Origin of the sequence: Nocardioides bizhenqiangii (genome assembly GCF_034661235.1) — a bacterium.
GTDB lineage: Bacteria > Actinomycetota > Actinomycetes > Propionibacteriales > Nocardioidaceae > Nocardioides > Nocardioides bizhenqiangii.
In genome coordinates, this window is sequence record NZ_CP141059.1 from 3,050,623 (window position 1) to 3,076,708 (window position 26,086).

The window sequence follows — 26,086 nt, forward strand, 5'->3', positions numbered from 1 at the left end:
TGACGGGGTAGAGACCAGACATGGCCTTGACCCGAACTTTCGTCCGACCTCTGCTCGGTGCCTTCTTCGTGGCGAACGGCGTGGACTCGCTCCGCAACGCCGAGGCGCTCGCCCGCGAGGCGAAGCCGGTGACGGACCGGTTCGTCCCGCTCGTCGAGAAGGCCGCACCCGACGGCACACCCGTCCCGACCGAGCCCGTGACCTGGGTGCGGATCAACGGCGCGGTCCAGATCGTCGCCGCCGCCGCGCTCGCCACCGGCAAGTTCCCCCGGATCGCTTCCGGCGTGCTCGCCGCCTCGCTGGTGCCGTCGACGGCGACCCGCTACCGCTTCTGGGAGGCCTCCGACCCCGCCGTGCGGCGCGAGCAGCTCACCCACTTCTTCAAGAACGTGTCGCTCACCGGCGGCCTGCTGATCGCGGCGGGCGACACCGAGGGCCGACCCGGCCTGGCCTGGCGCGCCCGCCGAGCCGCGAAGGACACCCGTCGCGAGGCCCGGCACCTCGCTCACGCCGCAAAGCGTGAGGCCAAGCTGGTCAAGGCCGAGCTGACCTGAGCCCCGCCCGCTCCGCGACCCGGGCGAGCCCGTCCTGGTCCGGGGGTAGGTAGCCGCTCGGCAGATCGGCCGCTGCGGCCTGCGCGATCCGGACCAGACCGGCGGCCAATCCGTTGAGGATCGGGTGCCGGATCCCGGGCCCGGCGGCCAGCGCCCAGAGGCCGGGCACGTCGATGCCGTCGAGTGCGGACACGATCTCGTCGGCTGCGCCGGGCACCGCGAGCAGCGCGGTCGTCAGCGCGACGGCCGGGCCGAGGTCGCTGCCCGGCACGGAGTCGAGCGCCCGCACCTCGAGGTAGCGGCCCCGCGGACGGACCGCAGGGAAAAGGGTCGTGAGATGGGCGTCGACGTCGGCGAGCCGTTCGCTCAGGGGCGGTGCGGTCGTCGCGAACCGCAGGTACTCCCCCACCAGGCCCGGCGACCGTCCGAGCCGGCCATACGCCATCCGAGCAGGATCGGTCGCCAGACACACCGCCGTACGGCCGCCGTCGGTGTTCAGCCGTCGCCCCCCACAGACGCGGGAGTTGGCGAAGAGTGCGGCGAGGACGGGAGAGATCAGGTTCGCCGCGCGCCACTGGACGACGCCCTCGACGCCGGGCCGGAGATCCACGCAGACCTGGAGTCCCGCGGTCTGCCGCATGAACCGCCGTCCGGCCGGTCCGATCTTGTCGAAGTGCCGGTCCATGGCGCGGTACCGGTGGTCGGTCAGCTGCAGGCCGAGCCGCTCCGGGCTGCGCCAAGGGTCGAGGCCGACGGCAGCGAGGTGGATCCCTACCGCCGCCAGCGCGGCCCGGGCGGCCCGCTCACGCTCCCTGAGTACGGCGACCGCGGCGGCTGCCGTCTCTGACGGACCCGGGTGCAGCTCGACCTGTCCCCCGGGCTCGAACCCGACGTCCGGCACCCCGGCCAGGGCCTGTCGCAGGTCCGCGACCGGCACCGGCTCGGTGATGTCCGGGGAGTGCCGGTAGGCGATCAGCTCCCGCTCGAGGCCGACCCGGCGGCTGCCGTCGTACGCGCCGTCGAACTGAGCCTCCACGGCCTCCTCGAAGGCCAACTTCTGCGAGCGCATGCCGGTGGTGGTCATGAGCTTCTCCCTTGGGTTGTGTCTTCCATGAGGTCCACGAAGTCGGCGCACAGGGTGCTGCCGAGCAGCCGGTCGCACTCGCGGAGCGCACCGGAGCTGGTGACGTTCACCTCGATCAGCAGGCCGTCGATGACGTCGAGCCCGACGAGGAACAGTCCGAGGTCGCTCAGGCCGGGACGCAGCCGGTCGCAGATCCCCCGGTCGCGGTCGTCGATCCCGACCATCCGCGCGGGCATCCCGACCCGGAAGTCGCCGTTCTCCACGGGGAAGCGCAGCGCGGCGGCGACCGGTTCACCGTCGTGGACGAACAGTCTCTTGTTGCCGTCGCGCACGCGCTCGAGCCACGGCTGGACGACGACCTGGCGGCGCCCGCCATCGGTCGAGAGCTCGATGATCGACGCCGCGTTGGGGTCGTGGTCACCGAGCCGCAGCACCCCGTGACCGCTGAAGCCGTCGATGGGCTTGATCACGCACTCCTGGTGCCGGCCGACGAAGTCGGCGATCAGCTCCGCCGACGCGGTGACGAGGGTGGGCGGGCCGAGGTCGGGGTGCTCGAGCGCCCACAGCTTCTCGTTGGCGATCCGAACGCCGCGCGGGTCGTTCACCATCAGCGTGCGGGCACGGTCGACCCGGTCGAGCACCAGGGTCGCGTCGAGGTAGCGGCGGTCCACCGGCGGCTCGGGCCGGAGGAGTACGGCGTCCGCGTCCTCGAGCCGGGTCCAGCGGGTGTCGCCCCGGCGGACGTCGTAGGTCCGGGCGACCGCGGCGCCGTCGACGATCGCGAGGTCGGCCGGCCCGCACGCCCGGACCCGGTGCCCGCGAGCCACCGCGGCCGAGACGATGCCGAGCGTCGTGTCGACGGCCGGGTCGAGCCGGTCCAGCGGATCGCTGATGACGAGGAGGTCCATCCCGCTCATCGCCGGCTGCCGACGAGGAGGGCGATGCCGACGATCAGCTCGGCCGGCAGCAGCGCGATCGGCGGCACCGGCTCGTCGAACCCCGAAGTCACCAAGGTGACGACGCTGACCGCAGCCAGCACGAGCGCGACGCCGGCGGCGATCGCAGTCGCCCACGGTCGCCATCCTGCGCGCCGCAGACCCAGGGCCGACAGAACGAACGCGGCCACGGCGAGGACGGAGCCGGCGGACACGAGCGGAACGGTGAGCACGTCGAGGTCCCGCGTGAGCGGCGGGAGGGACTCGGGACCCGCAGCCAGGCCGGCGTTGAGCAGGAAGTAGAACCACCACACCGCCGCTCCCAGCCAGGCGAGCCGGACGCCCCACCGCTCCCCCGTCACCGCGCGGGCGCGGCGGACAGCGAGGATGAGGAGGACCGGCACGAAGACCAGCACCAGGGCGGACAGGTTGCTCCACGGGTGGTCCGCGGTGATCTCCGCCAGCGTCTCGGCGGGGAGCCGGTTGACGGGCGTGTCCGTCGCCTCGGAGGCGTCGACGAGTGCCTCCTCGTAGCCGGCGGAGACCGTGAACGCGAGCACGAGGTAGGCGACCCACGACCCGGCGGCGAGCAGGAATGCCTTTCCGACCCGTCGACGCGTCGCCTGGTCGACAGCCGGTCGGGAAGCAGCGACGGTGCTCACGACGCCACCTCCTCGCCGTTCGTTGGGGACGACGTCGGCCGGGGAAGCGGGCGGGGGGCGCAGGTGAGCTGGGCGAGGAGCCGGATCCGCCAGTCGGCGGTCAGGAGCTGGTAGATGGTCATGTCCTGAAGGCGTTCCGTCGCGATGGAACAGTGTTCCGTCTCCCGGGACGCTCAGGACGTGGTGACCTCCCAGGTCACGGCGACGGCGGGATCCGGCTGGTAGCGGCACTGGCGGCCGGTCCGTACGGAGACCTCCAGGTGCGCACCCAGCTCGGGTGCGCTGGCCCCGACCGCGGCGATCGCCCGCTTGATGCTGCGGGTGACGTTGACCCGGGCGCGCTCGTCGGTGGCGCCCTGCGGGCGGTCCCGGCCGGAGAGCCCGACCGCGCGACTCAGCTCCTCGAGGAGCGCGTCGAGCTCCCACCGCGCGCGGCTGGCCCGGTCCGGGTCGTTCATGGCGTCGGCTTCGTCGATCTCCTCGCGAAGGTCGGCGATCCGGCTGCGGTAGGCGCGCTTGGCCTGACTGTCCAGAGCGGCCCCCAGGTCACTCTGGACGGCGATGCTGCCGCCGGAGTCGGCTCCGGCGAGGTCGAGGGCCGAGACCTCCTTGCCGTTGGCCCGCAGCACCTCCACCAGCTGCACCAGCCCGCGCGACTCCTCGACCACACCGGTTCCGAACGGGGTGGTGAACTGCCACCCGACGTCGCTTCGGGTGAGGGTGGCTCGGTGCGGCTCCGCGGCCGATGCCGTCACGTGATCGGCGAGCTCGCGGCACCGTGCCGCCAGCACGGCCGACTGCACGCGGTCCGCGAGCGCGATCCCCTGCCGGTGGTAGCGAACGGCCGCGCCATGGTCGCCCTGGAGGTCGGCCAGCAGCCCGATCGTGGTCGCCGTCGGGAGCAGGACCGACGCGCTTCCCGACGACAGCCTGTCGGCGAACGGCTCCAGCAGGGGCCGGACCGCACGCGCGGCGGGCAGTTCCGCCAGCATTCCCGCGACCAAGCCACACGCGTTGAGCGCGAACAGCGACTCCAGCCCCGTGGCCAGGATGTCGAGGCCGGCGATGGCCAGACCGAGATGGGTCCTTGCCAGCTCGTCCTCGCCGAGCGCCAGCGCACCCAGTGCGAGGCTGGCCCGCACGAACGGTGCCGCCAGGAGCTCGCCGGCCTCCTCGGTCGCCGAGAACCGCTCAGCGAGAGCAGGATCCGGGACGCCGTAGACGAAGGCGGTCGCGGCCCGGAACGTCATCCCGATGCCGACCAGCTCCTGTGGATGGATCCATGGTCCTGCGCTCTCGAACTCGGACGCGAGCACGTCGAGGCACCGGTCCCGGTCGCCGGCCAGGGACACCAGCGTGGCGCGCCGGAGACCGGCAGCCAGCCGCCACCTCGGCGACGAGGACAGGTGCGCATAGAGCTCGAGCCGACCGAGCGCCTCCTCGGCACCCGGGCGGTCGGCGCGCCCCAGCCGCTCACCGAACTGCCACTCGTAGCCGAGCAGGGCGACATCGGGCCGGCCGAGCCGCTCTCCGAGCGCGACGAGCTCGTCGGCAGCGGCCTCGCGGGCTGCCCACTCGGCCGGCGTCACAGGCGCCAGGTGGAGGTCGGCCAGCGCCTGGCTCAGCAGCGCCGGGTCGCCGATCCGGCGCGCCATGGCGACCGCCTCCTCCCCGGTCCGCCGACCTCGCTCGCGCGCAGCCGGATGGGCGATGCTGGCGGCAGCCAGCCGACCCAGGAGCCGGACCCGGACAGCTGTGTCCGCCGGGTCGAGCGCCGCGGCGGTGGCGGTCAGCCGGTCGATCGTGCCGGTGTCGGGGACGAGCGGGTTCACGTACCACGCGCGCCCTGTCTCGGCACGAGCCCGGAGCGCCGGGTCGGCCGGTGCCAGCTCGGCCGCAGCCGCGAAGGAGTGGCCGGCGCCCACCTTCTCCCCCAGCTCGAAGAGCGACTCACCGCGTTCGACGTGAAGGGCGGCAAGGACGTCCGGCGGCGCGCCGTACGTCGCCAGGACGCCGATCGCCGTCCCGGCCAGCGCGCTCGCCGCCGACCCGTCGTCCGCGGCACGTAGCGCGACGACGGCCTCGAGCGCGGCGACCGCCGCGGCGGCAGCGTCGCCGGCCGGGAGCGCGAGCAGACGGAGCTCCGCCGCCCGAGCGCGCGCCGGGCCGCTCCCCTCCGCCTCCAGGGCCGCGGCGAGGGCGAGGCGCAGCTCCCGCTGCGCGGCGGGCGGCACGTTCTCTGCCGCGGCCTCGGCAAGCAGGGCGTGCCGGAAGCGGATGCCGCCCCCGCGCTCGTCGACGACGAGCTCCTCGGCCCGCCCGATGTCGACCGCGCCCGCGACCACCTCGACCGGCCGGTTCAGTGCGCGCGCGAGGACGAGAAGGGAGGTGCCGCCGGGCGCGAGCGCGACCGCCGCGAGCACCCGCGCGTTCTCCGCCCCCAACCGCTCGAACCTGCGTCGGAGCACCTCCGTCGCCCGCGACGTGCCACCTCCCTCGGCGGCGAGCACGGCTGCCTCGCGGACGAACAGGGGCACGCCGCCGGTGCGTTCCCACAGCCCGGCGCCGTCCACCTCGCTGCCCGGAGCCGCCAGCTCGGCCAGCCGGATCGTCTCGTCGCGCGACATCCCGGCAAGCCGCACCACGCGGTCGGCGGAGCTGAGCAGCCGGCCGAGCCGCTCCTGCCCCGGCTCCTCGGACCGGGCGGTGAGGACCACGCATGCGGGCACGCCTTGGAGCTGCCGACCGAGGCGCTCGACGACCCAGGCGGACGACTCGTCGGCCCAGTGGAAGTCCTCGATGATCACCAGCACCGGAGCGCGCGCCTCGATCACCCCGGCGGCCGCCTCGAGCTGGTCCCAGCGGGCGTCGTCCGCCCCGGTGGCGGTCTCGGCGCGCGCCCGCAGCCCGGCGAGCGCCGAGAACGGCCCTGCACCCTCCTCTGCCTCGGTCCAGGCCACGTCGAGACCCAGCTCCCGGGCCTCGGCTGCCACCCGCGCTGCGAGCCGCGACTTCCCGATGCCGGCCTCGCCGATCACGAGACACAGCGACGGGGAGCCGTCCAGGGCGGAGCGGACGGCCTCGGTCAGCCGGGCGACCTCGTCGACTCGACCGACGAACCCCGGATCCGGGCGAGCCCCGGCGGCAGTCATGCGGCACAGCGTGCCAGAAGTTCCTCCTAGACTGTGGCGAGTCATGACCTCTCCTGCCGTCGCGCTCGCCGACCCCTGGCCCGCGCCCGTGGCGACCGGTCCCGTCGACGCGGTGGTCTCGCTGCCCGGCAGCAAGTCGCTGACCAACCGCGCGCTGGTCCTGGCAGCGCTCGCCGATGGGCCGTCCGTCGTACGACGGGCGCTGCGGTCCCGCGACACGCTGCTGATGGCGCGGGCGCTGACCGGGCTCGGTGCGGCGGTCGACTCGAGCGGTGACGACTGGGCGGTCACGCCGATGCCGACCGCGACCCGACCGGCTCGGCGGGCTCCGGCCGAGGTCGACTGCGGGCTGGCCGGCACCGTGATGCGGTTCGTGCCACCGGTGGCGGGGCTGGTGGATGGCGTGGTCGCGTTCGACGGCGACCCGCACATGCGCAACCGGCCGGTCGGCGAGGTGCTGACCGCGCTCACCGCGCTCGGGATGAGGGTCGACGACGGTGGTCGCGGGTCGCTGCCGTTCACGGTCGCCGGTGAGGGACGGGTGCCGGGCGGGACGGTCGTGATCGACGCGTCGGCGTCGTCGCAGTTCGTGTCCGCGCTGCTGCTGGCGGGCGCCCGGTACGACCACGGTGTCGACGTGCGCCACGACGGCAAGCCGATCCCGTCCCTCCCCCACATCGAGATGACGATCGCGATGCTGCGCGCCCGCGGGGTCGAGGTCGACGACACCGACGCGAACCGGTGGGCGGTGGCGCCCGGACCCGTCGCCGCTCACGACGAGACGATCGAGCCCGACCTCTCCAACGCCGCGCCGTTCCTGGCGCTGGCCGCGGTGACCGGCGGCTCGGTCACGGTCCGCGACTGGCCGATCGCCACGACGCAGCCCGGAGATGCGTTGCGCGACCTGCTCGCGCAGATGGGCTGCACGGTCGACCGGGTCGACGACGGCCTCCGCGTGACCGGACCCGCGGGCGGTCATCGCGATCTCCTCGGGCTCGACGCCGACCTGCACGACGTCGGCGAGCTGACGCCCGCGATCGCCGCGCTGTGTGCGCTGGCGTCCACGCCCTCCCACCTGCGGGGCATCGCCCACATCCGCGGCCACGAGACCGACCGGCTGGCCGCCCTCGCGGCAGAGCTCGGCGCCCTCGGGGCCGACGTCACCGAGCACCCCGACGGCCTCTCGCTCCGGCCCGCGCCGCTCGGGGGCGGGGTGTTCCACACCTACGCCGACCACCGGATGGCCCACGCCGGCGTGATCGTCGGCGCGGCGGTGCCCGGCGTCCTGGTCGAGGACGTCGCCACGACCAGCAAGACCTTCCCCGACTTCCCCGGCTTCTGGGCCGCGCTGCTCTGAGGTCGGGGATGAGCGGTCGGTACGGCGAGCACGACGTCGAGCACTACGAGCGGCCGCGCCGCCGTACCCGCCCACGCACCAAGGAGCGCCCGTCGTACGACGACGCGGCCGACGGCACCGTCGTGACCGTCGACCGCGGCCGCTTCACCCTCCTCGTCGAGGGCCGGACCGTGATGGCGATGAAGGCCCGGCCGCTCGGCCGCAAGGGCGTCGTGGTCGGCGACCGGGTCCGGGTGGTCGGCGACGTCTCGGGCGCGGACGGCAGCCTCGCGCGGATCGTGGAGGTCGGGGACCGCAGCACCGTGCTCCGGCGGACGGCCGACGACGACGACCCCGTCGAGCGGGTGCTCGTCGCCAACGCCAGCCAGTTGGTCGTCGTGACCGCGCTCGCCGACCCTGAGCCCCGGTCGCGGTGGATCGACCGCGCCCTGGTGGCGGCGTACGACGGCGGCCTCGCCCCGCTGCTCTGCCTGACCAAGGCCGACCTCGAGGACCCCGAGACGCTGCTCTCGACCTACCGCTCGCTCGGCGTGCCCTGGGTGGTGACCCACCGCGACAGCGACCGCCGGATCGTCGGCCTCGAGGGGCTGCAGGAGCGGCTCACCGGCCACACCAGCGTGCTCATCGGCACCAGCGGTGTCGGCAAGTCGACGCTGGTCAACGCGATCGTGCCTGACGCCGACCGCGCGATCGGCCACGTCAACGCCGTCACCGGGCAGGGCCGCCACACCTCGACCTCCGCCATGATGCTCGCGCTGCCGGACGAGGCCGGGTGGATCGTCGACACGCCGGGCATCCGCTCCTTCGGCCTGGCGCACGTCCAGCCGGAGCACCTGATCGGCGCGTTCCCCGACCTCGACGAGATGACCGAGGACTGCCCGCGCGGGTGCACCCACGGGGACGACGAGCCCGAGTGCGGGCTCGACGAGGCCGTGGCCCGCGGTGACGCCGACGCCGACCGGGTCTCGTCGTTCCGGCGACTCCTCGCCGCCCGCTCCGTCACCGAGTACTGACGGCGCCAGCGGTCAGTCGCCGACTCCGTACCAGGCGATCTGGGCACCGGCGTCGCCGGTGAGCACCGCGTAGACCAGCGTCAGGACCGCCAGCCCCGCGAGGACGATCCCGACCACCACCCGCACCGCTCCCTCGCGCCGGTGCATGCCGGCGGCGAGGAGGGCGACGACCGCGAACCCGGTCGTCGACCAGCGGAACACGTTGGCCCGGCTCTCGTGGGTCTCGAGCAGCTCGGCGAGCGGTCCGCCGTAGGGGTTCCCCTCCACCAGGTCCTCGCCGGTGAGGTACGCCGTCCACACCGCGCCGACCGCGACCAGTGCCGCCACGGCGACCGGCCAGCGCAGCCAGTCCCGCCAGCGGCCCGGGACCGCGTACGCGATGGCGGCCAGCGCCGCGAGGGGAGTGAGCACGACCGCCCCGTGGACCACGAGGGCGTGCAGCGGCAGTCCGTTGATCTCCATGACGAGAGGATGCATCACACAATCCTCTACGGACGCGAGGCGCACCTGGTTCAGTCCGCCGCGCCGATGGCTAGGGTGAGCCCCGTGAGCACCGACTACACCGACGACCTCCGGCTGGCACACCTGCTGGCGGACGACGCGGACTCGCTCACCCAGGCTCGCTTCCGCTCCGTCGACCTGCACGTGATGAGCAAGCCCGACCTGACGCCGGTGACCGATGCCGACCAGGCCGTGGAGGAGTCGATCCGTCGTACTCTCTCGAAGGCCCGGAGCCGCGACGCGATCACCGGCGAGGAGACCGGCACCTCCGGCCACTCGCAGCGCCGGTGGATCGTCGACCCGATCGACGGGACCAAGAACTTCGTCCGCGGCGTCCCGGTCTGGGCCACCCTGATCGCGCTCGCGGTCGACGACGAGGTGGTCCTCGGCGTCGTGTCGGCTCCGTTGCTGCAGCGCCGCTGGTGGGCGTCGACCGGCCAGGGCGCGTGGACCGGCAAGTCGCTGCTCAAGCCCACCCGGTGCCAGGTCTCCGACGTACGACGCCTAGAGGACGCGTCGTTCTCCTACTCCTCGCTCTCGGAGTGGGAGGACCGCGGTCTCGGTGAGGACGTGCTGGCGATGATGCGGCGGGTGTGGCGCACGCGGGCGTACGGGGACTTCTGGTCCTACATGCTGCTCGCCGAGGGGGCCGTCGACGTGGCGGCCGAACCCGCCCTCGAGACCTACGACATGGCGGCGCTCGACATCATCGTGCGCGAGGCCGGCGGCCGGTTCACGTCCCTCGACGGCGTCGACGGCCCGTGGGGCGGCAACGCGCTGGCGTCCAACGGCCACCTGCACGACGCCGCGCTGTCGTTCCTCGGCTCGGTGCCGGACGGCGGCGACGACGACCCGGACTGGCCCGCCAACGGCCCCGGCACGGTTTCGGACATCTGGTCCCGGAGCCCGCGCCGCGAGTAACCTGCTTCACATGCGCATCAACCAGGTCCTCCAGGCCAAGCAGCTGCGGGACGTTGTCACGATCAGCCCCGACGCCGGGGTTCGTGAGCTTGTCGCGACGCTCGCCGAGCACAACATCGGGGCGCTCATCGTGAGTGCCGACGGGAAGTCGATGGACGGCATCGTGAGCGAACGCGACGTCGTCCGCCGGATGCACAGCGACGGCACCGTCATCGACAACACGGTCGGCGGGATCATGACCGAGGTCGTGAAGACCTGCACGCCCGAGGACGAGCTCGACGACGTGATGCGGACGATGACCGAGGGCCGGTTCCGGCACATCCCGGTCTGCGAGGGCGACCGTCTGGTCGGCATCGTCAGCATCGGCGACCTGGTGCGGCACAAGATCGACCGGCTCCAGTTCGAGCGCGACCAGCTGGACAGCTACGTCCACCGGACCTGAGGGGTCTCGACAGGCTCGACCGCCAAGCGGGGGCCTAGGGTGGGCTCATGGACAAGCCTGAGATCGAGTTCTTCGACCCCGAGCCGCCCGCCGACCTCGTGGTCACCGACGTCACCGTCGGCGACGGCGCCGAGGCGACCGCCGGCAGCAACGTGTCGGTGCACTACGTGGGCGTTGCCCACTCGAGCGGCGAGGAGTTCGACGCGTCGTACAACCGGGGTGCTCCGTTGCAGTTCCGGCTGGGCGTCGGCCAGGTCATCCAGGGCTGGGACACCGGCGTGCAGGGCATGAAGGTCGGCGGCCGGCGTCAGCTGGTCATCCCGCCCCACCTCGGGTACGGCGACCGCGGGGCCGGCGGCGCGATCAAGCCCGGCGAGACGCTCATCTTCGTCGTCGACCTGCTCGGCGTCAGCTGACCGACCGCTGGCCCGCAGCCGTGGGTGGCCGGCCAGAACGCGTCATGGCGCGTCTTCACCCTCCGTTGCCACTCGAGAACGTCCCACGCGGGTCGATCGCAGCACGCACCCGGCCCAGCCGGGCCCAGTCCTCGGCGTCGTGGAAGCGGCTGGTGTCCACCCGCACCTCGGTGAAGGTCGGTACCAGGCCGACGCGTGACCAGCGCGCCATGGCACGGACCACGGAGAACGCCGCCGCCCTGCCGGCGACCACGGCCTGGGGCGTGGGCGCCATTGCGATGCAGAGGAGCGCGTAGGCACCGTCGATGCGCGACAGGGCGCCACCGTCCTCGGCGGGCCGTCCCAGTGCGCCCCCGAGGTGACGCAGCTCGGCGAGCATCAGCCCTGCCGACGTACCGGGGCCGACCTGGCTGAGGAACGCCGCCAACGCCTCGTCGTCGAGCTCGCCGAGCAGGGCGTGCTCGCCGACGGCAGGCACGGGCTCCGGCGGGTCCATGTGCACCGCGAGCAGACCCGCTGCCGGCATCCGACCGAAGGTGTCCACCTCGGGCGTCAGCGCGCGGAGCGGCGCGAGCAACTCGGCGGCGGTGACGTCGTCCTCCAGCACCGCACCGTCGATGACGACCAGGTCGCGGCCAGAGAGGAACGGCGGCAGCTCGGGCAGCGGCGGGAAGCTCATCACCCTGAGTGAGGTGGTCACCGAGTCCGGGACCGTCCGGGTCCAGGCCGCCCATGTGGCGACCACCTCGGGAGCCCGCTCCCGGTCCCACAACAGCATGCCGGCGAAGACCTCGGCATAGGGCAGCAGCGTGAGCTCCACGGCGACGACGACGCCGATGCCTCCGCAGCCTCCGCGAGCGGCCCAGAACAGGTCGGCGTGCTCGTCGGCGGTCGCCCGGACGAGCTCGCCGTCCGCCGTCACCACCTCGACCGCGGTGAGGCTGTTGGCGGCGATCCCGTGCTTCCGGCCGTAGAAGGAGAGCCCGCCGCCGAGCAGGTACCCGACGACGCCGACGTCCGGCGCGCTGCCGTGCATCGCGGTCAGGCCGTACGGCGCCGCCGCCGCGACGACGTCCTCCCAGATGGTCCCGCCGAGCACCCGTGCGACGCGGGCGTCGCCGTCGACCGTGACACCAGTGAGTGCCGACAACCGCACCAGCAGGAGGTCGTCGATCGCCGTCTCGGCGAGAGGAGCGCTGCCGTGGCCGGTGCTCATCGCAGCGACCCGGAGGCCGGCAGTGGTTGCGGCGCGGATCACGGCGGCGACGCCGTCGGCCGACGACGGCACCGCGACCGCGGCCGGCCTGAGGTCGACGGCAAGGTTCCAGGCGACGCGGGCGGCGTCGTACGCCTCCGTGCCGGCGAGGTGCACGACGCCGGCAGCGACGAGCTCGTCGAGGGCGGACAGGTCGACGGATGAGGGGGTGGTGGTGAGGTTGATGTCGATCGAGTTCATGCCGACAACGGTCCGGTCCACGGCCCTGTTCGCACCATCCCGATCGACCGGGGACCTGCCGGCCCCTCCCCCTGGGTGGTCCAGACCACCAGACTTCTGGGATGGCGCGGACGGCGCCCCTCCCCGACACTTCGTTCATGCCCTCTGGTCTGACCGCTGCCCGTGTGCGCCAGGACATCGACGTGGTGGCGCGGGCCGGCCTCGACCTCGACAACTTCCTCGCCGAGTCGGTCGAGTCGATCTCACGAGCAGTGCCGTGGGTCGCCGCCTGCATCGCCACCCACGACCCGAGCACGCACCTGCTCACCAGCGCTCGGAAGTACGGTCACCTGCGCGACCGCAACACCCACGACCACGAGTTCGGCATCATCGAGTACGGGACGGTCGAGCCCACCGCGTTCACCGAGCTGGCCGCCGCCGACTCGCCCGCCGCCGGCGTGCACCTGGTCACCGAGGGCGACATCGAGCGCTCGGGCCGGATGGGCAACTTCATGAAACCGCACTTCGCCTTCGCAGACGAGGCCCGGCTGGTCTTCCGCGACGGTCGGCAGGTGTGGGGCGCGTTGGCGCTCTTCCGGGGCGGCGACGACCGGCCGTTCGACCAGCGCGAGGTCGACTTCCTCGCCTCCCTCTCGAGTCCGTTCGCCCAGGGCGTCCGCACCGGCGTGCTGTCGCGGCTCATCGACGCTCCCCCGCCGCCGGCCGTTCGCGGCGGTCCCGCGGTGGTGGTCGTCGGCGCCGACGACGAGATCGTCTCGATGAGCCTCGACGCCGAGGCTCGGCTGTCGGAGCTGGTCGAGGGCGAGGCCGCGGGCGACCCGGTGACCCCCGTCTCGTCGCTGGTGGGTGCCGCCCGGCGCTATGCCCGAGGAGAGACCACCGTGCCGCCGCGGAGCCGCGTCCGCACCCGCAGCGGCATGTGGCTGGTGCTCCACGCCGGACCGCTGCTCTCACGCGACGGTCGTCAGGGTGACGTCGTGATCACCATCGAGGAGGCTCGTCCGCCGGAGATCGTGGGCCTGGTCGTCGCGGCGTTCGGTCTCACCGCACGCGAGCGCGACGTCACCCAGCTCGTGCTCCAGGGCGTCGACACCAAGGAGGTGGCGGCGACGCTGCACCTGTCGACATACACGGTGCAGGACCACCTCAAGGCAGTCTTCGAGAAGGCCGGCGTCCGCTCCCGCAGGGAGCTGATCGCTCGGATCTACTTCGACCAGTACGTGCCGCGCATGGGAGCCGAGCTCGGCCCGTCCGGCTGGTTCGCCTGACCGGGCTCACCAGGGCAGGTTGTCCGGTACGTCGCCACTGGCGACCCGGGCCGACTGCGCCGCGACGGTGACGACGTCGCCGGCCTGGAGCTGCCGGCCCCGACGGGTCTCGACGTCGCCGTTGACACGCACCATGCCCGCAGCGAGCAGCGGCTTGGCCTCCGAGCCGGAGTCGATCAGGTTGGCCAGTTTGAGGAACTGGCCGAGCTTGATGACGTCGTCGGTGATGGGGACGTCGACCGGTTCGGGCATGCGAGCAGCCTAGTGCCGCGGCTGGACCGTTCAGTGCACGGTCAACGACGCGGCGTGGATGATCACGCCGACCAGGCCGCCGACGATCGTGCCGTTGATCCGGATGAACTGCAGGTCCCGGCCGACGTGCAGCTCGATCCGCCGCGAGGCCTCCTTGCCGTCCCACCGCTCGATGGTGTGGGTGATGACCGCGGTGACCTCGCTGCCGTAGCGATCGACCGCGAACACGGCCAGGTCGGCCCCGGCCTGGTCGAGCCGGTTGCGCAGCTCGGCGTCGTTGCCGAGCCGGGTGGCGAAGACGTCGACCTCGAGCAGCAGCCGCTGGTAGACGGCGCCGCTGGGGTCGTCGAGGGACTTGACCAGGGCTTCCCGCAGCGCCGTCCACAGGGCGATCGCGGTCCGGATCACCGCGGGATGGTCGAGCACCCGCTCCTTGAGCCGCTCCGCCCGCTCCTGCGTGGAGGGATCGGTCAGCAGGTCGGTCGCGAGCTGGTGCAGCATCGAGTCCAGTGCCCGGCGGGCCCGGTGCTCGGGCTGGCTGCGGATCTCGGAGAGCCACCGCACCATCTCGAGGTGCAGCCGGTTGATGACGTAGTTGTTGACGCTCTCGGGCGCCCACCACGGCGCCCGCTCACCGATCACCTCGTGCACGGTCTCCGGGTTGGCGACCAGCCAGTCGTGGAGCTCGGTGAGGGCGAGGTCGACGAGGCCGTGGTGCAGGTCGTCGGCGAGCGCCTCCTGGAGCAGGCCGCCGAGCAGCGGCGCGACCGGCTCCTCCCGGAACCGCGGCGTCAGCGCGTCGTTGACGAGCGACTCGATGTGGTCGGGACGCACCTTGGACAGGGCGATCGCCGCGAGGTCGGCGGCCTCCTCGACCACGCGCTTCGCGTTGGCAGGCACGACGAGCCAGTTCGCCACCCGCTGCGAGATCCCGACCGCCAGGATCCGCTCGCGGATGATGTCCTCCTGGAGGAAGTTCTCCCCCACGAACTGCTCCAGCCCCCTGCCGAGGTCGTCCTTGCGCTTGGGAATCAACGCGGTGTGCGGGATGGGCAGGCCGAGCGGATGCTTGAAGAGCGCCGTGACCGCGAACCAGTCCGCGATCGCGCCCACCATCGAGGCCTCGGCGCCGGCGTTCACGAAGCCCCAGAACCCGTCCTGGTCGAGGGTGGCCACGTAGACCGCTGCGGCGAACAGCAGCAGCGACACCGCCACGGTGCGCATCCGCCGCAGCGCGCTGCGACGTTCGGCGTCCGTGGCGTCTCCCACCAGCGGGTCGGTCGGCAGCGTCGGAACGGTCACGGCGTCATTATTGATGGTCGCTTCACGCGGACCCGCTCGTTCCTCGCTCTCCGCGCTCAGACGACACTCCCCGTGCGGCGCGTCGTCCCGTGATCCGATGCCTCGTCCGCGACGCTGGTCGACGTGTCCTTCCCCGCACACGTCGCTGCCGCCTGCCTTCTGGCATGCGTCCTGACCGCCGTCGGCGGCCCGGCGGTCGTCCGAGCCGACGACCAGGCGCACGATCCGGACCAACGACACGCCACTGACACGCCGTACTCCACGCTGGCGATGCGCGACCTCTTCGTCGCCCGGCCCCGGCTCGGCATGCTCGAGTCGCTGGTGGCCAACGCGCTGCTGGCCCGGCCGACCGACGGCGAGCAGGACCCGGGCGGCGACGGCTACCGCGGCCCGAGCCAGAAGCGCTGCGGGAAGAGGATCTGCGTCCACTACGCAGTGCGCGGTGCCGACGCGCCACCGTCGCGGCGATGGGTACGGCGGACGCTCCGGGTGCTCGGCAGCGTCTGGGACCACGAGGTCGGCGACCTGCGCTTCCGGCCGCCGCCGGCCGACCGGCGCCGCGGTGGCGACAGCCGGTTCGACGTCTACCTCGCGGACGTCGGCCGCCGCGGCCTGTTCGGCTACTGCACGCCCGAGCGGCGGTTGCGTGGCGAGCGGTTCGCGGCGTCCAGCTACTGCGTGGTCGACGACGACTTCGCCCGCCGGCAGTTCGGCGCCCGTCCCGTCGACAGCCTGCGGGTGACGATCGCCCACGAGTTCTTCCACGCGATCCAGTTCGGCTACGACTTCCGCGAGGATCCGTGGCTGCTGGAGTCGACCGCCACCTGGATCGAGGAGACCTTCGCCGACCGGGTCGACGACAACCGCCGCTACCTGAGGTTCGGCACCGTCCACCGGCCGGCCGTGCCGCTCGACGACTTCTCCAACGACCGCTACGCGCACTACGGCACCTGGGCGTGGTGGGAGTACCTGTCCGACCGGCACGGCGGCGGTCTGGTGCGAGCGGTCTGGCGGCAGGCCGACACCGTCGGCGACGCCCCCGACCACTACTCGGTCGACGCCCTGGAGGCTGTGCTCCAGCGGCACGAGGGGCTGCCCCGCGCGCTGACGTCGTACGCCGTCGCCAACCTCTGGCCCGCGGACACCTACCCCGAGGGGAGCCGGTGGCCGGCCGCCCGGGTCGGCCGGGCGGTCCGCCTCGGCCAGGCGCAGCGGAGCGACGCAGTGCGGGTCCGCATCGACCACCTCGCCGCCCGGCACCTCGCGTTCGCGCCGGCCGGCGACCTGCGGAGCCACCGGTGGCGGCTCCGCGTGACGGTGGACGCGCCCCGTCGGCGGGCTGCGGCGCGGGTTACCGTGGTCCGCAGCGGCGGTCGCCGCGCGACGCACGCCGTACGTCTCGACCGGCGCGGTGACGCCGCGCTGACGGTGCGGTTCGACCGCCGTGCGGTGGCGCGGGTGGTCGTCACCCTGGTCAACACCTCGTCCCGCTACCGCTGCGGCCGGCGCACGATGTTCGCGTGCCGCGGCGTCCCCCGCGACGACGACGCCCGGTTCCAGGTGATCGCCCGCCTGATCCGGCGGTAGGGCGATCTCGTCGGTGGTCGTCTCGTTGGTGGTCCTCGACCAGGCAAATGGCATCCTGCTGCGGTGCGTCTCCCCCGTGCTCTCGTTGCCCTGTCCGTCACCCTGATCCTCGGTCTCACCCTCGGTGGGCCGACCGCGGTCGCGGATCCGCCCGCGCCGCCCGGGACGAAGGCGTCCGTGATCGGTCAGGACCATCGTTCCGACCAGGCGGAGGCGACGCTGGCTCGCGTGCGGACCCTGGTCGAGGGCCTCGGGGTCTCGTCGCGCGGCGGTGCCGACGACAACCGCGGCCTGACGCTGGCCCTGCGCGACCTGGCACTGCAGATGGATGCTCTGTCCCCCTCGGACGAGCGGGTGGCCGAGCGCTACCTCCTGCGCCCCGGACAGGGCTCGGATCCCTTCATCCCGGTCGCGCTGCCGTTCGTGACCTGCTCGGCGGACATCTGTGTCCACTGGAGGGAGTCCGGCGACCACGCGCCCAACGGATCGGACGGCGACGGCTCCACCGTCCCGACCTACGTCAACCGGGTCCTGAACACGATCCAGCGGGTCAACAACGACTACGTCGCCGCGGGCTATCGCCGCCCCAAGTCCGACGGCACCGCCGGGGGCGGCACCGGCAAGGTCGACATCTACATCGGCGATCTCGGCGCCAACGGCGGTCTCTACGGCTTCTGCTCCACCGACCGGCCGAGAGTTCTCGACGCGCCCGACGACTACAGCAAGGCGGCCTTCTGCGCCCTCGACAACGACTACCGCCCGGGTCAGTTCCCGACCAACACCCCGCTCGAGAACATGCAGGTCACCGCGGCACACGAGTACTTCCACGCGGTCCAGTTCGGCTACGACTTCTACGAGGACGGCTGGATCCTCGAGTCGACAGCCACCTGGGCCGAGGACGAGCTGTTCGACGATGTCAACGACAACCGGAACTACCTCCCGACCAGTCCGCTGCGGCGTCCGCACGTGCCGCTCGACACCTTCGGCGGCAACTTCCACTACGGCACCTGGATCTGGTGGCGCTACCTCACCGAGAAGTTCCCGGCCGAGGTCGGCAAGCTGCCCCGGCTGGTGCTCGACGTCTGGAAGCGCCTCGACGGCAGGCCCGGAGCCCCCGACAGGTACTCCACGCAGGGCCTGGCTCAGGCCCTCAACGGCCGCGGCACCACGATCAAGAAGGAGCTCCAGCTCTTCTACGGCGTCAACCGGCACCCGCGCACCTACTACGACGAAGGCGCCGCCTACAACCCGTCGCCGTCCTCGCTGAACGTCGCGTTCAGCGGCGCCCAGCAGCAGAGCGTGGTCCGCAAGCCGCGACACCTGTCCTCCAGCACCGTGAAGCTCGTCCCGAACGGGCTGAGCCAGAGCGACTGGAGGCTCCGGCTCCACTTCAATGCGCCGGACACCGCGCGGGGTGGTGCCTTCGTCGTGATCGTCTACAAGAAGGCCGGCGGGCTCTCCACGTCGCTGGTCCGACTGGACCGCAACGGCGGCGGCTCGAGGACGGTGCCGTTCAGCAGCCAGAACATCGACCACGTCGACGTCCTGTTCGTGAACACGAGCACCCGGTTCAACTGCTGGGAGGACACCGTGCTGTCCTGCCAGGGCAAGCCGAAGGACGACGGCCTCCGGTCGGAGCTCACCGCCAGGACGTTCCGCTCCTGACGGTCAGCGCGTCGGCGAACTAGTCGCGAAGCTGTCGACCGAGGCCAGGTCGTAGGACCCGGCGTCGGTCGACATGCCCTGTGCGACCTGGGCGGCGGTCGCGTTGCCCAGGGTCGCCGCGGCGACCAGGTCGCGGCCGTTGGCGCGACCGAGCAGGAAGCCGGCGGAGAAGGAGTCGCCGCAGCCGGTGGTGTCGACCACCTCGATCTCGAAAGCCGGCACCCAGCCGGTCTCGTCCACCGTCGCGACGTAGGCGCCGCGAGCGCCCGCGGTCACCGCCACCCATCCGACGCCCTTGTCGAGGAGCGCCTGCGCGCCGTCCTCGAGGGTCGTGGTCGCGGTCAGCCCGAGGAGCTGCTCGTCGTTGGGGAGGAACAGGTCGACCAGCGGCAGGCAGCCGGCGATCGCGTCCAGCCACATCGGCTCCCCCGGCGCGAGCATGTCGACCGACGTCGTGACGCCGGCGCCCCGTGCCGCCTCGAGCACGGCGACCGCGGCGTCACCGAGGAACTCCGGACCACCGACGTGCACGTGGTCGGCGGACCGCACCAGGTCGAGGTCGATGTCCTCGAGCGTGAGGCTGCCGTTGGCGCCGATGCAGTGCCACGCCGGCCGGTCGCCGTCGCCGTTGATCGGCAGCACGCTGGCCGACGTCTGCACGTCGTGCTTCGTCGTGATCCGCGCCGTGTCGACCCCGTTGGCCCGGAGCAGCTCGACGAGCACCTTGCCGATGGGGTCGTCCCCGATCGCGGCGACGCTGGTCACCTCGGCGCCGAGCTTGCTGAGCACGATCGCGGTGCCGCCGGCGGTCCCGGCGGGTGACATCCGGATGGTGTCGACCAGCGCACCACTCGATCGCTCGGGGATCGTGTCGACCGTCGCGACGTGGATGTCGAGCACGTGGACTCCGATGCAGACCACCTTGGTCGGCTGGGTCATCGGTTCTCCTCCTGGGGCGCCTGCTGGACGCTGCCGTAGTTGCGGGCGATCGCCGCTGCGATCACGTCTTCCTGCTGCTTGCGGGTGAGCGTCGCCGGCTTCCCCATGGCGAGCGCGTCGCGGTAGACGGTGCACAGCCACTCGAGCAGCAGCGCGTTCTCCACCGCCTTGTCGAGGGTGGCTCCGATGGCGATCGAACCGTGGTTGGCCATCAGCGCGGCGGTGCGGTGCTCGAGCGCAGCCACCACCCGCGTCGCGAGCTCGGGGGTCCCGAAGGTTGCGTACGGCGCCACCCGGATCGCGCCGCCGAGCAGCAGCTGTTGGTAGTGGATGACCGGGATCTCGCCGACGGCGATGGACGCGGCCGTGCTGACCGGGGCGTGGGTGTGCACGACGGCGGCGACGTCGTACTGCGCGTAGACGGAGAGGTGGAGGTAGACCTCGGACGTCGGCACCGGACCGCCGCCCACCTGGTGGCCGTCGAGGTCGACCTCGACCACCTGGTCCGCTGTGAGCTCGCCGAGCACGGCTCCGGTGGCGGTGACGGCCACCCGGTCGCCGACGCGGACGCTCACGTTGCCGGCGGTGCCGATGAGCAGGCCCTCGGCGGCCAGCCGGTGGCAGGCCCGCACCACCTGCTGCACGGCGTCGTCTGTGACCACAGCAGGACATTAGACCTACATCGCCTAGCCTGGGGAGGATGACCATTCCGACCTACGAGCTGAACGACGGCCGCTCCATCCCCGCGATCGGGTTCGGGACCTACCCGCTCCGAGGGAGCGAGGCGGTCGACGCGGTGGTCAGCGCGGTCGAGGTCGGCTACCGGTTGATCGACACCGCGGTGAACTACGACAACGAGGAGTCGGTCGGCGAGGCGCTGCGCCAGTGCGGCGTGCCGCGCGAGGAGCTGTTCGTCACCAGCAAGCTGCCCGGCCGGCACCACGGCTACGACGAGGCGATCACGTCCGTCCAGGGCTCCCTCGACCGGCGCGGCCTCGACTACCTCGACCTCCACCTCATCCACTGGCCGAACCCGTCCGTGGATCGGTACGTCGAGGCGTGGCGGGCACTCGTCGAGCTGCGGTCGCGAGGGCTGGTGCGCTCCATCGGCGTCTCGAACTTCACCCGCGCCCACCTCGACCGGATCATCGCCGACACCGGGGTGACCCCGGCCGTGAACCAGATCGAGCTGCACCCGGCGTTCCCGCAGGTGGGGATGCGCGCGTCGAACGCCGAGTTGGGCGTGCTGACCGAGGCATGGAGCCCGCTGGGCAAGCGGGCGGCGCCGTACGGCGAGCCGGCGGTGGTCGCGGCAGCCGCGCGAGTCGGCGTCACCCCCGCCCAGGTGATCCTCCGCTGGCACGTGGAGATCGGCTCGGTGCCGATCCCGAAGTCAGCGACCCCTGCCCGGCAGGCGGAGAACCTCGACGTCTTCAGCTTCTCGCTCACCGCCGACGAGGTCGCGGCGATCACCGCGCTCGGGCGGCCGGACGGCCGGCTGTTCGGCGGCGATCCGGACGTGCACGAGGAGATGTAGCTTCGGGTCAGCCCTGCCCGCCCCGGTGCCGATCGACCAGCTCCTGCGGCGCCATCGCCAGCCACGCGTCGAGGAGAACGTCGCGCAGGTCGTCGCCGCTGATCCGTCCCAGCTCCACGAGCACGCCGGCGTAGCCATTGAAGTGCGGGATGTGGAACACGCCGGGCGGCGGATCCGCGAGGATCGCTTCCTTCTCGACGAGGCCGTCGGTGCGGACGCCGAGCACCGGGAGCTCCGGCGGCACCTCGTCGCCGTACCGCTTGATGTCAGCCTTGCTGAACGGCCGCTCCCAGGCGAAGGTCTTGCCGCGCACGCTCCACGCCCGTCGGTCGCGGTAGTCCGTCTCGACCACCTCCGGAAGTGCGAGCGCCAGCTTCGCGACATCGTCGAGAGTTGCCATGGCAGCAAGGTACGACGCCACACGGCTCTCGGTGTCCGTGACGGGACCTAGCCTGACCACATGACCGACGCAGAGGCGGTACGCCGCGTGGCCTCTGCGCTTCCCCGCGCCTACGAGACACAGGTCCGCGGCCGCTGGAAGTTCCGGGTCGGGCAGATCGTCTTCGTCGCGTTCTCGAAGGACGAGGAGCAGTTCGGGTTCGGCTTCCCGAAGCTCGAGCGCGACGCCCTCATCGCCTCCGCACCGCACGCCTTCTTCCTGCCGCCGCCGAGCGACCTGCGCTACCAGTGGGTGTGCGGCCACCTGGCCGCGATCGACGACGAGGAGATGACGGAGCTGGTCACCGATGCCTGGCGGATGTGCGTGCCGGCGATGCTGCACGACCTGCCCGAGCTCCCGCCGCCGACCGCGAAGGTGTGGTCACTGCTCGACGACGACGCCTACGCCGACGCCGCTCCCCTGCTCCACCCGCACCTGCACTGGCAGGACCGTGACGTCGTCCTCCGCGGCCGCAACAACGTGCTCGCCCACCTCCGTCACCACCCGCGGCCGCGGCCGCCGCGAGAGGTGGAGGTGCGGGAGGGGCAGGTCTACCGCTGGGTCCGCTGACGAACCAACGGCTCACTACCCGACCTCATCGGCTCCGAACGTCTCGGTGACCAGCTGGGTGTCCATGTACTCGCGGACCTCCTGGATCAGCCCGTCCTGGAACCGAAGCACCCAGCAGTAGTTGTTGTCATACCGGCGGCCGTCGGGCAGCTCGTTGCGTCCCGAGTGCTCGACGACCACGCAGTCGCCGTCGGCGTGGACGTGGCGCACCTCGACGCTGGAGGACGGACCGAGTGTCTCGGTGGCTCCTCCGAAGAGCGTGTCCACCACGATCTGCTTGCCCTCGAAGGTCCGGGACCACTGGTCGACACCCATCCAGCGCCAGGTGACGTCCTCGGCCATCGCTTCGAGGAGCGGGGCGACCCTGCCTTCCGCCATCGCGCCCATGGCCTCCAACACGCGCTGCTTGTGGTCCATGCGCAGCCACTGTAGGTCCGGCGGCTCAGTCGAGACAGAACTCGTTGCCCTCGACGTCCTGCATCACGAGGCACGACTCGTTGTCCTCGTCGGCAACCAGCAGCTGCACGCGCTTCGCCCCGAGGGCGATCAGTCGTTCGCCTTCGGCCTCGAGCGTGGCCTGCCGCTCCTCACCGACCAGCCCGGTGCCGACCCGTACGTCGAGGTGCACCCGGTTCTTGACGACCTTGCCTTCGGGGACGCGCTGGAAGTACAGGCGCGGGCCGACACCGTTCGGATCGACGCAGGCGAACCACGAACCCTGGTCCGCGGGCTTCTGCGAGCGGTCGAAGTCCTCCCACGTGGCGAACCCCTCCGGTAGGGGCGGTGCGACGTACCCCAGCACGTCGCACCAGAAGCGACCGACGCGCTCAGGTTCTGCGCAGTCGAAGGTGACCTGGAACTCTCTGACCGATGGCATCCGGTCACCCTAGAGGCGCGGCCCAACCGTCGTCGCGCGGATTTCCCGGACGCCCGCCGGTTCACCCGACGGCGATCGTGGTCACGGGCCCGGGGCTAGGAGTGCGCGGAACAATCCGGACGTCGCGAGCGGCCGCAACGCCGCGGAGCGCCCGCGGGGCGTCGCGCAGCAAGGCGGATTGTTCGGCGGGCTCCTAGGCCGCGAGGGAGACCAGGAGGCCACCCAGAGCGAAGGTGAGGATGCCGACGACCAGGGTCGAGGTGGCGATGGTGGGGATGAACCGACGCCAGCCGGAGGCCGCCTCCGCGCCGTGGTAGCCGTGCGTCAGCGCATGTCCCTTGCCGCGCCCGAGCAGCCACAGGTTGACGGGGTACGCCGCGACGAACGCCGCGCTCAGGGCGATCACCAGGCCGACCCAGAAGGTCGGGTTGACCAGGCCGGCATCCATGGCTCCGGGGATCAGTGCGATCACGGTGTTGTCGACCAGCTCCATGATCGCGATCGACAGCGTGTCGGCGGCGAGGACGACCGACAGTGCGGCGCCGACGCCGAGACCGGCCTTGAGCAGGGGCAGCGTCGAGAGCAGGTAGCCGAAGAGGAAGGCCAGCGAGACGGCCAGGACGATCGTCCACCCGGCCGACAGCCCGATCGCCGTACCGATCACCAGGCCGAGGATCTCGCCGATGGCGCAGCCGGTGAGGCAGTGCAGCGTCGCGCTGAGAGCGAGGGTGCGGTTGCCGGCAGTTGCGTGCGGGTGGGGTGCGTGGTCCATGTCCCGAGGAACTATACCCCCCATGGGTATATTCCCGGTTGTCGGCGGCGTTCTCTACGGTTGAGGGGACCGTTCAGACAGGAGCGAGGTGCGCGCATGACCAGCACGACCGACCTGGGGCAGAGCTGGGACCCCAACACCCTTCAGAGCAGGTACGACGAGGTCCGGGCCTACACCGAGACGCTGGCCGCACCTCTGTCCCCCGAGGACCAGACCGTCCAGTCGATGCCGGACGTCTCTCCCACCAAGTGGCACCGGGCGCACGTGACCTGGTTCTTCGAGACGTTCGTGCTGGCCGACAACGAGCCGGCGTTCACGCCATTCCAGGACAAGTACTGGTTCCTGTTCAACAGCTACTACGAAGGCATCGGCCCACGCTACAGCCGGCCCGACCGCGGGCTGATCAGCCGTCCCGGCGCCCACGACGTGGGCGTCTACCGGAGCAACGTCGACGACCGGATGCGCGACCTGCTCGCGACCCTCGACGAGGGCACGCTGTCCAAGCTGGCGAGCACGATCGAGCTCGGCTTCCACCACGAGCAGCAGCACCAGGAGCTGCTCCTCATGGACATCAAGCACGTGCTCTCGCGCAACCCGCTCCAACCTGCCTACGCCGGCTCTCCGACCGAGACCGCGCAGAGCGACGCACTCGGCTGGGTGGAGGTGGACGGCGGCCTGGTCGAGGTCGGCCACGAGGGTGACGGCTTCTGCTTCGACAACGAGCTGCCCCGGCACGAGCAATGGCTGCGGCCGTTCCGGATCGCCGACCGGCTGGTGACCAACGGCGAATGGCTCGAGTTCATGGCCGACGGCGGCTACCGGCGCCACGAGTTCTGGCTGTCCGACGGCTGGGCCAGGATCCAGGCCGAGGGCTGGCAGGCGCCGTTCTACTGGACCGAGACCGACGGGGTCTGGTTCGAGCACACGCTCCACGGCACCTGGCCGGTCAACCCAGGTGTGCCGGTGAGCCACGTCAGCTTCTACGAAGCCGAGGCCTACGCGAGCTGGGCCGGCAAGCGGCTGCCGAGCGAAGCCGAGTGGGAGCACGCCGCGCGGGTCTCGACAGGCTCGACCACCGAGAAGGTCTCCGGCAACCTCGCCAACACCACGAGCTGGCACCCCGAACCTGCCATCCCCGCCACCGGCGGGCTGCGGCAGATGTTCGGCGACTGCTGGGAGTGGACGTCGTCGGCCTATCACCCCTATCCCGGCTTCCGACCACCCGCCGGCGCGATCGGTGAGTACAACGGGAAGTTCATGAGCAACCAGATGGTCCTCAGGGGTGGCTGCGCATTGACGCCCGCCGGCCATGCGCGGGCGACCTACCGCAACTTCTTCCCCCACGCATCGCGATGGGCGCTGTCCGGCGTCCGCCTCGCCGACGACGGCGCCGCAGCATGACCGGCAACGGCGAGGGTCCGAAGGTCGACGTACTCCTCCAGAGCAACTGGGCCGAGGCCGGCCTGGTCCAGGACGTGCGACGAGGGCTCGGCTCCCAGCCGCGCACCCTCCCACCCAAGTGGCTCTACGACGACGCCGGCTCGCGCCTCTTCGACGAGATCACGCGGCTGCCGGAGTACTACCCCACCGAGTGCGAACGGACCATCCTGCGCGAGGCCGCCGCCGACATCGCCGCGACCTCGCGGGCCACCACCGTGGTCGAGCTCGGCAGCGGCACCAGCGACAAGACCCGGGTGCTCCTCGACGCGTTCGCGGATGCCGGCCGGCTCGAACGGTTCGTGCCGGTCGACGTGTCGGAGGAGACGTTGCGCGGGGCCGCCCACATGCTGGCCGCCCGCTACCCCGAGACGTCGGTCGAGGCCGTCGTCGGCGACTTCACCCTGCACCTCGGGCACCTCGCCCGCTACCGGCACAAGCTGGTCGCGTTCCTCGGCGGCACCATCGGCAACCTCTACGTCGAGGAGCGGGGCGCCTTCCTCGGCGCCCTCGCCGACTCGATGGACACCGGCGACGAGCTGCTGCTCGGCACCGACCTGGTCAAGGACGCCGACCGGCTGATCACGGCCTACGACGACCCCGGCGGCGTGACCGAGGCGTTCGTGAAGAACAGCCTGCACGTGCTCAACCGCGAGCTCGACGCCGACTTCGACGTGGACGCGTTCTCCTACGTCCCGTTCTGGGACCGGCGGATGGAGCGGATGGACCTGCGGCTGCGCGCCGAGATGCCGCAGCACGTCACCGTCCCCGGGGCCGACCTCGAGCTCGACCTGGCGTCCGGCGAGGAGATCCGGGTCGAGATCTCGACGAAGTTCACGCACGCGCGGCTGGAGGACGAGCTCGGAGCCGCCGGCCTCGAGATCGCGCGGATGTGGACCGACCCCACCGACAGCTTCGCGGTCACGCTGGCCAGGAAGAGCGGCTGAG

The 26,086-nt window shown here is 72.0% G+C and carries 28 protein-coding genes; 13 read left to right on the forward strand and 15 right to left on the reverse strand.

All coding sequences use genetic code 11. From position 1 onward, the window contains the following. Positions 1-20 precede the first annotated feature (20 nt). The gene (locus tag SHK19_RS14850; RefSeq protein ID WP_322455755.1) at positions 21-554 is read left to right on the forward strand and encodes a DoxX family protein; all 534 of its coding nucleotides are present in this window, start codon (positions 21-23) and stop codon (positions 552-554) included. Here SHK19_RS14850 and SHK19_RS14855 read toward each other — a convergent pair. From SHK19_RS14855 to SHK19_RS14875, 5 genes are read right to left on the reverse strand one after another with little or no spacing between them, the layout of a single operon-like run. Continuing rightward, entirely contained in the window at positions 535-1,638 is a 1,104-nt protein-coding gene (locus SHK19_RS14855) for a glutamate-cysteine ligase family protein (protein ID WP_322936688.1), read from the reverse strand. The genes SHK19_RS14850 and SHK19_RS14855 overlap by 20 nt on opposite strands. Beyond that, positions 1,635-2,555: an ATP-grasp domain-containing protein gene (locus SHK19_RS14860; protein WP_322936689.1), complete on the reverse strand. Its 921-nt coding sequence runs from the start codon at positions 2,553-2,555 to the stop codon at positions 1,635-1,637. Before SHK19_RS14860 ends, SHK19_RS14855 begins: the two co-directional genes overlap by 4 nt. Then, positions 2,552-3,235, reverse strand: coding sequence for a hypothetical protein (locus SHK19_RS14865; protein WP_322455758.1), 684 nt, complete (start codon positions 3,233-3,235; stop codon positions 2,552-2,554). Before SHK19_RS14865 ends, SHK19_RS14860 begins: the two co-directional genes overlap by 4 nt. Further along, positions 3,232-3,357, reverse strand: a complete 126-nt coding sequence (locus tag SHK19_RS14870; protein ID WP_322455759.1) for a hypothetical protein — start codon at positions 3,355-3,357, stop codon at positions 3,232-3,234. Before SHK19_RS14870 ends, SHK19_RS14865 begins: the two co-directional genes overlap by 4 nt. Positions 3,358-3,408: 51 nt before the next feature. Beyond that, entirely contained in the window at positions 3,409-6,387 is a 2,979-nt protein-coding gene (locus tag SHK19_RS14875) for an ATP-binding protein (RefSeq protein WP_322936690.1), read from the reverse strand. A 43-nt stretch (positions 6,388-6,430) separates the two neighbouring features. Here SHK19_RS14875 and aroA point away from each other — a divergent pair, with 43 nt between their 5' ends. Further along, on the forward strand, positions 6,431-7,744 hold the full coding sequence (gene aroA / locus SHK19_RS14880) for a 3-phosphoshikimate 1-carboxyvinyltransferase (protein WP_322936691.1): 1,314 nt from the start codon (positions 6,431-6,433) through the stop codon (positions 7,742-7,744). A gap of 8 nt (positions 7,745-7,752) precedes the next feature. Continuing rightward, positions 7,753-8,757, forward strand: coding sequence for a ribosome small subunit-dependent GTPase A (rsgA, locus tag SHK19_RS14885; RefSeq protein ID WP_322455762.1), 1,005 nt, complete (start codon positions 7,753-7,755; stop codon positions 8,755-8,757). 12 nt (positions 8,758-8,769) lie between these two features. On the opposite strand, the gene SHK19_RS14890 is transcribed toward rsgA, so the two are convergent. Continuing rightward, the gene (locus SHK19_RS14890) at positions 8,770-9,234 is read right to left on the reverse strand and encodes a DUF2231 domain-containing protein (RefSeq protein WP_322936692.1); all 465 of its coding nucleotides are present in this window, start codon (positions 9,232-9,234) and stop codon (positions 8,770-8,772) included. A gap of 51 nt (positions 9,235-9,285) precedes the next feature. On the opposite strand from SHK19_RS14890, the gene SHK19_RS14895 reads away from it, so the two are divergent. Genes SHK19_RS14895 through SHK19_RS14905 form a run of 3 tightly spaced genes read left to right on the forward strand, consistent with a single transcriptional unit; the run spans position 9,286 to position 11,037 of the window. After that, positions 9,286-10,179 carry an inositol monophosphatase family protein gene (locus SHK19_RS14895; protein WP_322455842.1) on the forward strand — a complete coding sequence of 298 codons (894 nt, stop codon included), beginning with the start codon at positions 9,286-9,288 and terminating at the stop codon, positions 10,177-10,179. A 10-nt stretch (positions 10,180-10,189) separates the two neighbouring features. Beyond that, positions 10,190-10,621, forward strand: a complete 432-nt coding sequence (locus SHK19_RS14900; RefSeq protein ID WP_322455764.1) for a CBS domain-containing protein — start codon at positions 10,190-10,192, stop codon at positions 10,619-10,621. A gap of 47 nt (positions 10,622-10,668) precedes the next feature. Beyond that, positions 10,669-11,037 (forward strand): FKBP-type peptidyl-prolyl cis-trans isomerase, encoded by a 369-nt coding sequence (locus SHK19_RS14905; RefSeq protein WP_322455765.1) that lies wholly within the window; start codon positions 10,669-10,671, stop codon positions 11,035-11,037. A gap of 55 nt (positions 11,038-11,092) precedes the next feature. Here the strand turns inward: SHK19_RS14905 and SHK19_RS14910 are convergent, their stop codons facing one another. Then, positions 11,093-12,493 carry an FAD-binding oxidoreductase gene (locus tag SHK19_RS14910; protein ID WP_322455766.1) on the reverse strand — a complete coding sequence of 467 codons (1,401 nt, stop codon included), beginning with the start codon at positions 12,491-12,493 and terminating at the stop codon, positions 11,093-11,095. Between the two features lie 137 nt (positions 12,494-12,630). Between SHK19_RS14910 and SHK19_RS14915 the strand changes: the two genes are divergently transcribed. After that, complete coding sequence (locus SHK19_RS14915) at positions 12,631-13,761, forward strand: helix-turn-helix transcriptional regulator (RefSeq protein WP_322455767.1); 1,131 nt, start codon at positions 12,631-12,633, stop codon at positions 13,759-13,761. Between the two features lie 6 nt (positions 13,762-13,767). Here the strand turns inward: SHK19_RS14915 and SHK19_RS14920 are convergent, their stop codons facing one another. Together SHK19_RS14920 and SHK19_RS14925 are read right to left on the reverse strand one after the other, a co-directional pair. Beyond that, positions 13,768-14,013 carry an RNA-binding S4 domain-containing protein gene (locus tag SHK19_RS14920; RefSeq protein ID WP_322455768.1) on the reverse strand — a complete coding sequence of 82 codons (246 nt, stop codon included), beginning with the start codon at positions 14,011-14,013 and terminating at the stop codon, positions 13,768-13,770. A gap of 30 nt (positions 14,014-14,043) precedes the next feature. Continuing rightward, positions 14,044-15,315, reverse strand: coding sequence for a DUF445 domain-containing protein (locus SHK19_RS14925; RefSeq protein WP_322455769.1), 1,272 nt, complete (start codon positions 15,313-15,315; stop codon positions 14,044-14,046). Between the two features lie 123 nt (positions 15,316-15,438). Here SHK19_RS14925 and SHK19_RS14930 point away from each other — a divergent pair, with 123 nt between their 5' ends. Beyond that, the gene (locus SHK19_RS14930) at positions 15,439-16,902 is read left to right on the forward strand and encodes an MXAN_6640 family putative metalloprotease (protein WP_322936694.1); all 1,464 of its coding nucleotides are present in this window, start codon (positions 15,439-15,441) and stop codon (positions 16,900-16,902) included. Positions 16,903-16,965: 63 nt separating this feature from the next. Then, complete coding sequence (locus tag SHK19_RS14935; RefSeq protein WP_322936695.1) at positions 16,966-18,567, forward strand: MXAN_6640 family putative metalloprotease; 1,602 nt, start codon at positions 16,966-16,968, stop codon at positions 18,565-18,567. A gap of 3 nt (positions 18,568-18,570) precedes the next feature. On the opposite strand, the gene SHK19_RS14940 is transcribed toward SHK19_RS14935, so the two are convergent. Together SHK19_RS14940 and SHK19_RS14945 are read right to left on the reverse strand one after the other, a co-directional pair. Beyond that, entirely contained in the window at positions 18,571-19,506 is a 936-nt protein-coding gene (locus SHK19_RS14940) for a carbohydrate kinase family protein (protein ID WP_322936696.1), read from the reverse strand. Next, positions 19,503-20,168, reverse strand: coding sequence for a class II aldolase/adducin family protein (locus SHK19_RS14945; RefSeq protein ID WP_322936697.1), 666 nt, complete (start codon positions 20,166-20,168; stop codon positions 19,503-19,505). The genes SHK19_RS14940 and SHK19_RS14945 overlap by 4 nt, the downstream gene beginning before the upstream one ends. 38 nt (positions 20,169-20,206) lie before the next feature. Between SHK19_RS14945 and SHK19_RS14950 the strand changes: the two genes are divergently transcribed. After that, entirely contained in the window at positions 20,207-21,043 is an 837-nt protein-coding gene (locus SHK19_RS14950) for an aldo/keto reductase (RefSeq protein ID WP_322936698.1), read from the forward strand. A 7-nt stretch (positions 21,044-21,050) separates the two neighbouring features. On the opposite strand, the gene SHK19_RS14955 is transcribed toward SHK19_RS14950, so the two are convergent. Next, positions 21,051-21,443 carry an MmcQ/YjbR family DNA-binding protein gene (locus tag SHK19_RS14955; RefSeq protein ID WP_322936699.1) on the reverse strand — a complete coding sequence of 131 codons (393 nt, stop codon included), beginning with the start codon at positions 21,441-21,443 and terminating at the stop codon, positions 21,051-21,053. A gap of 60 nt (positions 21,444-21,503) precedes the next feature. On the opposite strand from SHK19_RS14955, the gene SHK19_RS14960 reads away from it, so the two are divergent. Next, positions 21,504-22,052 carry an MmcQ/YjbR family DNA-binding protein gene (locus SHK19_RS14960; RefSeq protein WP_322936700.1) on the forward strand — a complete coding sequence of 183 codons (549 nt, stop codon included), beginning with the start codon at positions 21,504-21,506 and terminating at the stop codon, positions 22,050-22,052. A gap of 15 nt (positions 22,053-22,067) precedes the next feature. Here the strand turns inward: SHK19_RS14960 and SHK19_RS14965 are convergent, their stop codons facing one another. The 3 genes from SHK19_RS14965 to SHK19_RS14975 all read right to left on the reverse strand — a co-directional run bounded on the left by SHK19_RS14965 (position 22,068) and on the right by SHK19_RS14975 (position 23,701). After that, complete coding sequence (locus tag SHK19_RS14965) at positions 22,068-22,469, reverse strand: nuclear transport factor 2 family protein (RefSeq protein ID WP_322936701.1); 402 nt, start codon at positions 22,467-22,469, stop codon at positions 22,068-22,070. A 25-nt stretch (positions 22,470-22,494) separates the two neighbouring features. After that, positions 22,495-22,929 (reverse strand): VOC family protein, encoded by a 435-nt coding sequence (locus SHK19_RS14970; RefSeq protein ID WP_322936702.1) that lies wholly within the window; start codon positions 22,927-22,929, stop codon positions 22,495-22,497. 193 nt (positions 22,930-23,122) lie between these two features. Continuing rightward, positions 23,123-23,701, reverse strand: a complete 579-nt coding sequence (locus SHK19_RS14975; protein ID WP_322936703.1) for a DUF4396 domain-containing protein — start codon at positions 23,699-23,701, stop codon at positions 23,123-23,125. 96 nt (positions 23,702-23,797) lie between these two features. On the opposite strand from SHK19_RS14975, the gene egtB reads away from it, so the two are divergent. After that, entirely contained in the window at positions 23,798-25,102 is a 1,305-nt protein-coding gene (gene egtB / locus SHK19_RS14980; protein ID WP_322936704.1) for an ergothioneine biosynthesis protein EgtB, read from the forward strand. Next, complete coding sequence (egtD, locus tag SHK19_RS14985) at positions 25,099-26,085, forward strand: L-histidine N(alpha)-methyltransferase (protein ID WP_322936705.1); 987 nt, start codon at positions 25,099-25,101, stop codon at positions 26,083-26,085. Before egtB ends, egtD begins: the two co-directional genes overlap by 4 nt. Position 26,086: the final 1 nt, after the last annotated feature.